The 11,556-nt window shown below is 34.4% G+C and carries 13 protein-coding genes; 10 read left to right on the forward strand and 3 right to left on the reverse strand.

Annotated features, from left to right (window positions below; all coding sequences use genetic code 11):
* Positions 1–75: 75 nt before the first annotated feature.
* Entirely contained in the window at positions 76–672 is a 597-nt protein-coding gene (locus tag BD809_RS11485) for a TetR/AcrR family transcriptional regulator (RefSeq protein WP_148783117.1), read from the forward strand.
* A 17-nt stretch (positions 673–689) separates the two neighbouring features.
* Complete coding sequence (locus tag BD809_RS11490) at positions 690–1,172, forward strand: acyl-CoA thioesterase (RefSeq protein WP_148783118.1); 483 nt, start codon at positions 690–692, stop codon at positions 1,170–1,172.
* Positions 1,173–1,421: 249 nt separating this feature from the next.
* Here the strand turns inward: BD809_RS11490 and BD809_RS11495 are convergent, their stop codons facing one another.
* Complete coding sequence (locus BD809_RS11495) at positions 1,422–1,607, reverse strand: CsbD family protein (RefSeq protein WP_148783119.1); 186 nt, start codon at positions 1,605–1,607, stop codon at positions 1,422–1,424.
* Between the two features lie 101 nt (positions 1,608–1,708).
* On the opposite strand from BD809_RS11495, the gene BD809_RS11500 reads away from it, so the two are divergent.
* From BD809_RS11500 to BD809_RS11510, 3 genes are all read left to right on the forward strand, one after another.
* On the forward strand, positions 1,709–2,842 hold the full coding sequence (locus BD809_RS11500) for an esterase-like activity of phytase family protein (RefSeq protein WP_148783120.1): 1,134 nt from the start codon (positions 1,709–1,711) through the stop codon (positions 2,840–2,842).
* Positions 2,843–2,846: 4 nt separating this feature from the next.
* On the forward strand, positions 2,847–3,356 hold the full coding sequence (locus tag BD809_RS11505) for a SixA phosphatase family protein (RefSeq protein ID WP_148783121.1): 510 nt from the start codon (positions 2,847–2,849) through the stop codon (positions 3,354–3,356).
* Between the two features lie 295 nt (positions 3,357–3,651).
* Positions 3,652–4,881, forward strand: coding sequence for a hypothetical protein (locus tag BD809_RS11510; protein ID WP_148783122.1), 1,230 nt, complete (start codon positions 3,652–3,654; stop codon positions 4,879–4,881).
* Between the two features lie 76 nt (positions 4,882–4,957).
* Here BD809_RS11510 and BD809_RS11515 read toward each other — a convergent pair whose 3' ends face one another.
* Positions 4,958–5,704, reverse strand: coding sequence for a DUF6503 family protein (locus tag BD809_RS11515; protein WP_148783123.1), 747 nt, complete (start codon positions 5,702–5,704; stop codon positions 4,958–4,960).
* A 151-nt stretch (positions 5,705–5,855) separates the two neighbouring features.
* Between BD809_RS11515 and BD809_RS11520 the strand changes: the two genes are divergently transcribed.
* From BD809_RS11520 to BD809_RS11540, 5 genes are all read left to right on the forward strand, one after another.
* Positions 5,856–6,212, forward strand: a complete 357-nt coding sequence (locus BD809_RS11520) for a DUF3887 domain-containing protein (protein WP_148783124.1) — start codon at positions 5,856–5,858, stop codon at positions 6,210–6,212.
* A gap of 92 nt (positions 6,213–6,304) precedes the next feature.
* Entirely contained in the window at positions 6,305–6,766 is a 462-nt protein-coding gene (gene smpB, locus BD809_RS11525; RefSeq protein WP_148783125.1) for an SsrA-binding protein SmpB, read from the forward strand.
* A 55-nt stretch (positions 6,767–6,821) separates the two neighbouring features.
* The gene (locus BD809_RS11530; protein ID WP_148783126.1) at positions 6,822–9,302 is read left to right on the forward strand and encodes a DUF5686 and carboxypeptidase regulatory-like domain-containing protein; all 2,481 of its coding nucleotides are present in this window, start codon (positions 6,822–6,824) and stop codon (positions 9,300–9,302) included.
* Positions 9,303–9,442: 140 nt separating this feature from the next.
* On the forward strand, positions 9,443–10,198 hold the full coding sequence (locus BD809_RS11535; protein ID WP_246131521.1) for an alpha/beta hydrolase: 756 nt from the start codon (positions 9,443–9,445) through the stop codon (positions 10,196–10,198).
* 23 nt (positions 10,199–10,221) lie between these two features.
* Positions 10,222–10,854: a class I SAM-dependent DNA methyltransferase gene (locus tag BD809_RS11540; RefSeq protein ID WP_148783128.1), complete on the forward strand. Its 633-nt coding sequence runs from the start codon at positions 10,222–10,224 to the stop codon at positions 10,852–10,854.
* A gap of 16 nt (positions 10,855–10,870) precedes the next feature.
* On the opposite strand, the gene BD809_RS11545 is transcribed toward BD809_RS11540, so the two are convergent.
* The gene (locus tag BD809_RS11545; protein WP_148783129.1) at positions 10,871–11,518 is read right to left on the reverse strand and encodes a protein-L-isoaspartate(D-aspartate) O-methyltransferase; all 648 of its coding nucleotides are present in this window, start codon (positions 11,516–11,518) and stop codon (positions 10,871–10,873) included.
* Positions 11,519–11,556: the final 38 nt, after the last annotated feature.

Raw genomic sequence — 11,556 nt, forward strand, 5'->3', positions numbered from 1 at the left:
ACTGCAAATTTAGTACAACATAAAATATACCGATTGGTATATTTTGTATATTTGCATTAGATTCAACAATCTATTATGTTATCTAAAGCGGACCACACCAAGGATTTTATCATCAAAACCATCGCACCAATTTTTAATCGCAATGGGTATGCAGCTACGAGCATGAGTGATCTGGTCAAAGCCACGGGGTTGACCAAGGGTGCGCTCTATGGCAACTTTAAAAGTAAGGAGGAATTAGCAATAGCCGCCTTTACCTATAGCATTAAGTCAGTATTACGTCAAATTACAGATCATCAAAATTTAAGCGACTCACCTATCCAAAAATTATTTTTAGTATCTGATTTTTATCGCAATTATTATGATTTCAGTAAAGAATTAGGTGGGTGTCCCGTACTCAATATTGGTGTGGATGCAAATAATAAACATCCAAAACTCCTATGTGAAGTACAACGATCTATTGATAAAATACAGAGCAACGTGGTGAAATTAATTGAGCTTGGAAAATCCAGACATGAGATTAAGCCGACCGTAAATGCAGCTGTCTTTGCAAAAAAGTTATACACGATTATACAAGGCGCCATTTTTATGACGTATACTATGGAGGATACCTCCTATCTAAAAAGTACAATGGATCAGGTTGATCAATGGATCCATCAAGAATTAAAAATATAAATTATAAAAAAATTAGTATGTCCTTACCTAAAATATTAGAATGTCAGACAAAAATCCGATTTCAGGATTGTGATCCTTTTAATCATCTCAATAATGCCGCATATATCAACTACATGATTAACGCAAGAGAAGATCAGGTAGAAAAACATTATAAGCTGGACATTTTTGAAATGGCAAAAAATCATGGCGTCAGTTGGGTTGTGAGCACTAATCAAATCGCATATATGCGACCTGCTCTTCTAATGGAAACGGTCACGGTGCAATCACAACTCATTCACTTCAATGAAAGTGAACTGTTTGTAGAACTACGGATGTATAATGAGGATAAAACAGAGTTAAAAGCAGTAATGTGGAGCACATTTGTTCATTTTAATTTATTGAAGCAAAAACGTTGGAAACACGATGAACAATTGCACAGTCTCTTTGAATCTGTAAAAAATCCAACTCCCCAAAGCTCGTTTGAAGAACGAATTAAGAGTTTGAAACCTCAAAAGGTGTAACATAGAAAGATTTTATACGTCCTTGTAAAACATTGTACTTATTAATCGTTTCTTATGAAAATTATAGCACTTTCAAAAGGATTTTTTAAAATAAGCCCGTATATTATCTTTGTAGCTTTCTTTAGTTTAGCTACACTTTGTATGATATTGGTTTGGCGGTTTTTGATAGCGTTTTAATCTTTAGAAAAATAAAGCTCAATACTGCATAAGCAGTATTGAGCTTTATCCCTTACTTTTTTCAAAGTTACTTTACATTGTTTCAATTTCTTTTTTCAAAGTGTCTTTGGTTTTACCTGTCTTTTCCTGAAGACGGCCTAACATTTCATCAAACTTACCTTCAGAATACTTTACATCGTCATCGGTTACTTTACCATACTTCTGCTTAAATTTTCCCTTGACTTGGTTCCATTTACCCTCTAATTCTGTGTTGTTCATACTATTGATTTTAAAAGATTAATATAAATTCTAAATTACAGTAAATCCCTCCAATCCAAAGCCAAAAATTCCTTATACTTGTCTTAATAATCTGTTACTTTATGCACCAAAATTTAGTAATTTTAATACGTTATTTAGTTTTACTCGGTCTAGTTTTAGCTTTATCCAAATGCAACACTATTAGAACTGCTGAACAAAAAAAAGTTTCCATTAATTTCTTGGATGAATTCGTAATAGAAAACGACTCCCTATTTACCAAAAATAAAATTGGCGGACTCTCCGGTCTTGATTATAATCCAATTCTTGACAGTTACGTCTTCATCAGTGACGACCCAATATCACCTCATTATTATACCGCTTCCATTAACATCGCTAATAAGCAAATTCAAAATGTTCGTTTTGATAGTATAATATATCTAAAAAACTTAAGTGATTCATTTTTAGACAAACAGCATTTTGACTTAGAAGGTATTAGGTTCTACAGTACGGATAAGATAATTATATCCAGTGAAGGTTCTATTAAGCATAATAAAGACCCGTTTATTTACACTCAAAATATCGCTGGGGATTTTAACGACCATTATATTTTACCTTCATATTTTAAACCTTCGAGCAATAGTGATAACCTCCCGAGACACAATGGCACCTTAGAAGCTATAACTTTATCAAAAGACAAAAAAGGTTTGTGGACCGCTATGGAACTTCCGCTGGTGAATGATGGAGAAGAGCCTAGTTATGCTAGTAATGGAGCCCCTGTACGTTTTACCTATTTTAACAACAAGACTAAACAAGCTACACGTCAATTTGTGTATTCCTTAGATAAACTAGCTAAAGATCCTAAAGCTGAATTTGGAGTTAATGGAGTGACTGATATACTTCAGCTAACCGCTGATTCATTTCTAGTCCTGGAGCGTTCTTATAGTGTTGGATATGGTAGACATGGAAATACAGTACGCTTATATTTAGCCCCTATAAAAAACACCACAAATACACTGGATTTTGTATCTTTAAAAAATAATACATTTAAGGTCGCTAAAAAAACACTGCTTTTTGATTTCGAATCGGTAATGTCAAAGTTAACAGATCAAAGCATAGATAATATTGAAGGTATAACTTTTGGACCAAAATTAGAGAACGGAAATCAAACGCTTTTGCTTATTTCTGATAATAATTTTAATCCTAGATCAATTCAAAAAAATCAGCTTATTGCATTAGAACTTTTATTAGAAAAATAATGATATGAAAAAAATATTTGTTTTACTACTCATTTCGTGCACCTTACTTAGTTGTGGTCAAGAAAAATCAGATGCAACTACAACCTATATTTTTATTCGTCATGCTGAGAAAGATTTAAGTAATCCCGCCAATAATAATCCAGCTTTGACTCCAGCAGGTCTGGAACGTGCGCTACGATGGGCACATATCATTGACAGTATTGCAAGTAATGTTGATTTAGTATATAGTACAGATTATGACAGAACAATTTCAACTGCAAAACCAGTGGCTGATAGATTTGATCTAAAAATTCAAAAGTACAAAGCTTCAAAGTTATATTCTAAAAGTTTTCGGGATAAAACTAAGGGAAAAACAGTAGTAGTAGTGGGACATAGTAACACTACTCCTATTTTTATCAATAAAATAATAGGCAAGGATACCTATACTGATATTGCGGATGATGATTACAGCAAACTCTTTATTGTTACCATGAAAGATGACGAAGTTTTTGATAAAACCTACTCTTTCAAATAAATTATTGCAAAAACCCTATACATTACGTCGAAAACTTATTTTCTGTTTACGGGAATTCTCACCATTTTAATTTGGGGAAAATTCTCTAATATGTATCACAAACTCTGTATTAGGAGATAATATTTAATAGAACGAAATAGCTTACAGAAAGAACATTATAAAAGCAAATAGTTACGTCTTGTCGAAAAATCTAAATAGTTGATTTTTTGAATGTTATATTTTATTAACTTTACCCTATCTCTATCCCACATATTCTCTTTTTTCATAATTAAGTTTAACTATAAAAACCTTAACAATGAAAAAAGCAATTTTAATTTTAGCAGTATTTGGCACAGCGTTTTGCTATGCTCAAAGTGTAAACAATGTTACACAAACAGGTGTTAACAATGTAGCGGATGCCGCTCAAACAGGTCTTAACAAATACTCTTACGTCGTACAAGAGGGTGATGACAACAAAGTGAAAGTACGACAAGGATTTGGCGATGCAGCATCGATCAATGAATATTCCAATGTTACACAGAAAGGAAATAAAAATACTTCTGAAGTGGTGCAGGATGGTACAAAAGATCGTGTTTATCAACTTCAAAATGGTAATGAGAATACACTTGATGCAAAACAGGCAGTTGGCGTTTCTGAAAATTTGATTAATCAACGGCAATATGGAGGTAAAAACAACGCTACAGCCTTGCAGGAAAAGAGTAAAAGAAATAAGATTTATCAGTACCAAAGAGGAACGTCCAATAATGCAAATGCTAAGCAAGAGAAAGCAACCACTAGTTCAATATCTCAAACGCAGTTTGGCCTTTCTAATGAAGTTTATGCATTGCAATCCGGTGAGCTGGAAAATGGAACTATCTACCAATACCAGAACGGTACAAAGAACAGAGCGTACGCAAAGGGATATGATGATAGTCACTATATTCGTCAAGTTCAATATGGTAAATACAACTATGCCTTTGGTCACGATACAGGAATTGTAAATAGAATTGATCAATATCAATCCGGTGAGAGAAATAATGCAGGAGCTTATCACTTTTTAGGACGAAGAAATAATATAGTTCAAAATCAGATAGGAAATGAAAATAAAGCTAATGGCTATCAGAATAGAGGCAGTTTTAATTCAATTGAGCAGGTTCAACGCGTTTATAAGAATAAAGCGGAAGCAAATCAGGTAGCTGGAGTATCAAATAAGATAAAACAACTTCAATCCGGATCTCAAAATAATGTAGTAGGTAAGCAATATTTTGGTAGAGCTAATTCTATTGAACAAGTTCAATATGGAAATTTAAATATTGCAAGAGCTATTCAAGGAAGTGACAAGTTGACCGCTGGAACTAAAGCTATTCAGTATCAAAGAGGTGTAAGAAATGTGTCTTCAATGACGCAGGATGGTATATTAAATTATGGAAGAAGTCAACAAATTGGAACCGCTAACAGCCACAGCTTATTACAAAACGGTAACTTACTCTCCAGTACATCAATTCAAACGGGGACAGGAAATGTTGCAATTATCAGTATGTTTTGAAGTGATTTTACTGAATTCTTTGTAAGTTTAAAAAGTGCTAAAGGCTCTGAAACCAACATTTCGGAGCCTTACTACTTTAAGTTTTCGGAAGATAAACGCTTATGTTTTCAAGCAGGATTTTTGACACTTCTTGTAGCTTGTTTGTCTCAAACATCTTGTCTAAATGGTCCAGAGGTACTTTCAAAATATCTGTCTTGTAATTTATGTAGTCGACGAATCGTAAACCATTCACCACGCGCGGATTGATGGCTTTTCTAAATCTTGTTCCACCACCATTTACTGCATACTTATATGCCAAATAATCCACGGTGTACGTTTTTTTATTTATCCAGTACATAAATTTATCTTCATAATCTGTCCCACCACCTTCTTGATCAAATGTTACTAAAATTTTATAGTATTCATTATTATCAATTTGAGATGTTCCCACCAGTTTTTTATTTACGGCTTTATTATCCAATCCATAAGGTAACATGGCGAAATAATGTACTGAATTGACTCCGTCACTAATTTTTGTAATTAAAGAATCTGCTACTTTTGTCTCACACCCGTTTACAAACCGTTGTAATCCACGGTTCGATACGACATCCTTTATCTGTTTATTATAGCTGTACTGTACCCTTTCCAATGAGAACACTCCTTCTTTACGTTGACTGCGATACTTCTTATCTCTAAAAGCGAAATGAACAATTGCCTTTTCATAATTTTCTCCTCCTGCTACCGCTATCGCTTTGCTAAGTATTTGCGTTGCATCTTGACTTCTTACAGTAGTAAACAAACTAAGAAAGACTCCTATACATATTGAAGATAATGATGATTTCATGTGCTTAAAATTATTTATAAAGTCTCATCGACTTTAACCCTATTTATTGAGAGGTCGAAATTAAGGGAAAAACCTTAAAAGAATTACGGAAAATATTTATTTTTAAATAATCAAAAAGATTTTTACTTTGCAATTCCTAAATCTTTCTACTATGAAACATTTTTTACTTTTACTTATAAGTATAGTGAGCTTATCAACTTTTGCGCAAGATGCCGCAAGTTATGAGAAGGTTACTACTTCTTTTCAGGAACAATTTAATGCACAAAATGTTGATGCTATCTTTGATATGTATGCCCCAGAAATGCAAGAAGGAATGACCAAAGAAGGAGTTACCCGCTTTGTTCAAGGATGCTTTAAACAATTCGGAAATCTGAAATCACTCACTTTCGTAAAAACCGAAGGTCCGGTGTACAGCTATTCTGCTACATTTGATAATGCAAACCTGTCAATGGAACTATTATTGTCTGAAAATGGGAAAATTTCATCCCTTCAGTTTCAAGAACTCTAAGATCTTATAAAATATTTATACTTTTCAAAGCTTTCATATTCTGAAAGCTTTGTATTTTTGTACTCTTTTCAACAGTTGATGCATCCATACGTATGAAACAAAACAAAATCAATATACTTAACCGAAAGGCCAAATTCGAATACGAATTTATCGATAAGTATACTGCAGGCATTAAACTTGTAGGAACTGAGATAAAAGCCATTCGCGAAGGAAAGGCTGGTATAGCTGAAAGCTTTTGTGAGTTTCATAATGGCGGAGAACTCTTTGTGATCAATATGAATATCGAAGAGTACTCACATGCTACTTACTTTAATCACAATCCCAAAAGTGAACGAAAGTTATTGCTTAATAAAACAGAGCTGAAGAAATTAGAAAAAGAGGTTAAAAACTCCGGACTAACCATCATTCCAACACGATTATTTGTTAATGACAGAGGTTTAGCTAAACTTGACATTGCTTTAGCGCGTGGTAAAAAATTGTATGACAAAAGAGAAAGCATCAAAGACCGGGACAACAAACGATCTCTGGATCGTATCAAAAAGGATTTTAGATAATTCTTAACGCTTGCAAATGTTAAATTGAAGTATCTTGGTGATCTATAATCGCTACATGAAGATCAAAATACTTCTCCTATTTTTTATAGTTTCTAAACTACTAACCGCTCAAGTTGTAGGTAAAGTTACTGATATTAAAGGGACTCCACTCCCTTATGTTAATATCTACATTGAAAATACATATCTTGGAACTACGACTAATGAAGATGGTAATTACGCCATAGAAACTAACCTCAACACAGAACAAACCTTAGTGTTTCAGTTTCTTGGTTTCAAAACACTTAAAAAGAAAGTTACTCCAACACAAAATCCTTATATCCTAAACATTAGGCTACAAACTGAAACTACGAGCTTGGAAACCGTAGTTGTTAGCACCCAAGAGAATCCTGCAAATCGAATTATTCGTGAAGCAATTAAATACCGTAAAGTAAATTTAGCAAAAACCAAAAAATTCACTGCCGATTTTTATTCACGGGGACTTTGGCGAATTGCCAATGCCCCAAAACAAATTTTAGGTCAAAAGATAGGGGACTTCAATGGCGGACTGGATTCTACACGCAGTGGTCTTATTTATTTGAGCGAAACCATATCAAAAATTGCCTATCAAGCTCCGGATAATTTTCAGGAAAAAATTATTGCTTCAAAAGTCAGTGGTAACGATAACGGTTTCAGTCTTAACAGTGCCAGAGAATCAAATATTAGCTTTTATCAAAATACTATTCGTTTAAATAGTGAGATCGTATCACCCATTGCTGATTATGCCTTTAATTATTATGAGTATACGCTCGAAGGAGTGTTTTTTGATGATCGGGGAAACTTAATCAATAAGATTGAAGTGCAACCAAAACGTAAAAAAGATCGTGTCTTTTCTGGATATATTTACATTATTGAAGATGATTGGGAGATTTTTGGAATTGACCTTACCACCACCGGAGAAGCTGTTCAAATACCACCTATTGAAAATTTAATTTTTAAGCAAAATTTCACCTACTCAGAAAAAGACAAACTATGGGTGCGCATATCACAAACGCTTGATTTTAGCTTTGCTTTCTTTGGTGTTTCCGGTAATGGAAGGTTTACTGCTGTATACAGTAATTATGATTTCAATCCTGATTTTGACAAGAATCACTTTACTAAAGAGATTTTATCATTTTCAAAGGCTGCCAATGAGAAAGATAGTTTGTATTGGACCGGCATTAGACCAGTCCCTCTCACTGATGAGGAGCTTAATGATTATATTAAAAAGGACAGCGTACAACAAGTTCGAACTTCACAAAAATACCTGGACTCTATTGATCGTGTCACCAATCGTCCGTCGTTATTAAATCCGCTACTGGGATATAGTTACGACAACTCTTTTCAAGATTGGAAAATAGATATAAGCGCTCCCCTGCTAGGCACCCACTTTAACACCATACAAGGATGGAACATAGGTGTTGAAACTTCGTTTCAGAAAAATAAAAAAGATTCCCGCAACACCTTTTGGAAATTGTATACCACCACCAAGTACGGATTTGGTGATGACCGTCTACGCGGAACTTTTGGATACCAACAGCGCTTTAATAATTTTTCAAAAGCTATGCTGACAATTACTGGGGGAATCAAGGTCCAACAATTTAATGCTTCTGAGCCCATATCCCCCCTCATCAACGATATCACAACAACCTTATTTGAAAGAAATTATATAAAAGTCTACGAGCGTAAATTTGCTGAAGCCTCGTATGCCGAAGAAATCTTTAATGGCTTTCGTGTGCATGGAACCCTTTCTTATGAGAGACGCACACCCCTTTTTAACAACACAGATCAGGTGATCATTCCTTATGAAGATAAAGCGTATACAAGTAACAATCCCTTGCTTCCAGAAAACTTTATGGATGCTCCCTTTATTGAACATACTATTGTGAAAGCGAATGTATCCACGCGAATTAATTTTGGACAGGAATATTTAAGCTATCCAGATGGAAAATTTAACCTTGGCAACGACACCTATCCAACACTTTTTTTGACCTATGAAAAAGGATTTGGAGCCTCTGAAAAAAATTATAATTTTGACCAAATTAAAGCGCGGCTATTACAAAGTTTTGCCACAGGCAACAAAGGAAGATTTGGCTATCACATAAAAGCTGGTTATTTTTTTAATGCCAACGATATTGCGTTTATAGATTATCATCATGTAAATGGTAATCAAACAAGAATAGGTACTACGTCAAACTATCTAAACACCTTTAATCTATCCCCCTATTATAGCAATAGTACAAATACTGAATATCTCGAAGCTCATGTAGAGCACGATTTTAAAGGATGGATTTTAGGAAAATTCCCTTTACTTAATAAACTCAATTGGAATCTCGTGCTAGGTGCACATCTTTTGAGTACTCCAGCTATTAAGCCTTACACAGAGTACTCTATTGGTATTGATAATTTAGGGGTAGGCAAATTTAAATTACTTCGCCTTGATTACGTGATCTCTAATCAAAATAATATGCAAGAGGGCGCTTTTATTTTTGGACTTAAATTCTTAAATCTTCTTGACTAATCTTAGTCGTAAAATTTATGATAAATATGTACCTTTAACTGATACCTTATATTTTGACTATGAAATTATTTTTGATAATTCTATGTGCCATAAGCAGTGTCCTGCCTTTTGACAGTTACTCTCAAGGCCAAAATTTATCTTTGAACAAGACACTTTTTTCAATAGGCGAGACACTTACATTTCAGTCGCGAATATTGAATGAATCAAGAAAAATAAACATTTATCTTCCTGTTTCTTATAATAAAAATACAGGTAAAAAGTATCCCGTTATTTATTTACTTGATGGGTCCGGTAACGAAGATTTTATTCATATTGCCGGTATCGTACAATTTGGTTCCTTCTCTTGGATTAATATGATTCCTGAAACTATTGTTGTCGGTATTGAAAATGTAGACAGAAAAAGAGATTTTACTTATCCAACAACTGTCGAGCAGGATAAACAAGATTTTCCTACCACGGGCGGATCAGAAAAATTTATAACATTTATTGAACAAGAGTTGCAACCTTTGCTTAAAAACACTTATCCAATAAATGAGATCAGCACTTTAATAGGGCAATCTCTCGGAGGATTGTTGGTTACAGAAATACTTTTTAAAAAACCTGATCTTTTTGATAACTATATTATTGTAAGCCCCAGTATTTGGTGGGATAATGAATCTATATTATCCTTGATGCCTAGGAAACCTGTAGCGAAAAAAACGATCTATATTACTGTAGGAAAAGAAGGAACCATCATGGAATCGGGCGCTAAAAAATTATATGATATGTTAAAAAGTCGTTCGACCAATTACGATAATATATATTTTAAATATCTGGAGAATCAGCGTCATGGTGATGCACTACACCTTGCCGTGTACGATGGATTTGAAAAAATTTTTCGCTCCAGTAAACCATAGTAAGTAGAACGAATTAGAAATTTATGGATCCATACCAAATAACATTTGAGAGTTGGGACAAGGTAGCTAAGAAGTATCAGGAAGTATTTATGGATTTTGAGTTATACAATAACTCCTACGATCTTTTCTTGACAACCTTATCTAAGCCTAACGTTACTATATTGGAGATTGGTTGCGGTCCCGGAAACATTACTAGCTATCTGCTCAATAAAAAACCCACTCTCAATATAGAAGCATACGATATCGCGCCATCCATGATCGAGCTGGCTAAAATCAATAATCCAACAGCTACTTGTGGCGTATTGGATGCACGAGAAATTCAAACTTTATCTTCTTTGTATGATGCTATCCTCTGTGGATTTTGCTTACCGTATCTTGCTAATAACGATGTGAGTCAATTTATTCATGATTCATACAAGCTTTTACAACCTAATGGCATACTTTATCTGAGCACTTTGGAAGGAGATTATGAAACGTCGGGTTATATAACGGGAAGTACAGGCGATCAGATGTATGTGTACTATCATAGCGAAACCACCTTACGTACCATGTTGAATAGACACAGTTTTGAGCTAATTGAAATTATTCGTAAACCTTATTCGAGAGCAGACGGTTCTCAGGAAATACATCTAATCGTGCTTTCTAGAAAGTTGTAAATGCATTGAATTAAAATTAATTTTTATCCTCTAATAGAGGTACAAAACGAAACTCACCATATTCTCTTTTTTGATACTCAGTTTCACTGGTACGCACAAAAAGTGTCATGATTTGCGGATCATCACCTACCGGAATTACCAGACGGCCTCCAATAGCAAGTTGGCTAAGTAAAGGCTTAGGAACATAAGGAGCTCCAGCAGTAACGATGATACCGTCATAAGGTGCATATTCTTCTAAACCTTTATAGCCATCTCCAAAAGAAAGATATTTGGGTCGGTATCCAAGCTTAGTTAAGAAAGTTTTGGTTTTTCTAAATAACTCATGCTGCCTCTCGATACTATAGACTTTCACCCCTAGCTCACATAATACAGCAGTTTGATATCCTGAACCTGTACCTATCTCCAATACCTTATCTCCACGCTGTACTTCTAACAACGCTGATTGAAAAGCCACGGTATATGGCTGTGATATCGTTTGATCTGCTGCAATGGGAAATGCTTTATCCTGATAGGCATGATCTTCAAAACTTGAATCCATAAAAAGATGTCTGGGAATTGCATTGATCGCAGCAAGTACTGCTTTATTTTGAATTCCCTTTTTAACTAACAAGTCTACAAGCTGTTTGCGTTTTCCCGCATGGCGTATGGTATCTCTGGCTTTCATCATGGTCGTTTAGCACGCTAAAATTACATAAACATTTT

Source organism: Aquimarina intermedia, from assembly GCF_008124785.1.
GTDB lineage: Bacteria > Bacteroidota > Bacteroidia > Flavobacteriales > Flavobacteriaceae > Aquimarina > Aquimarina intermedia.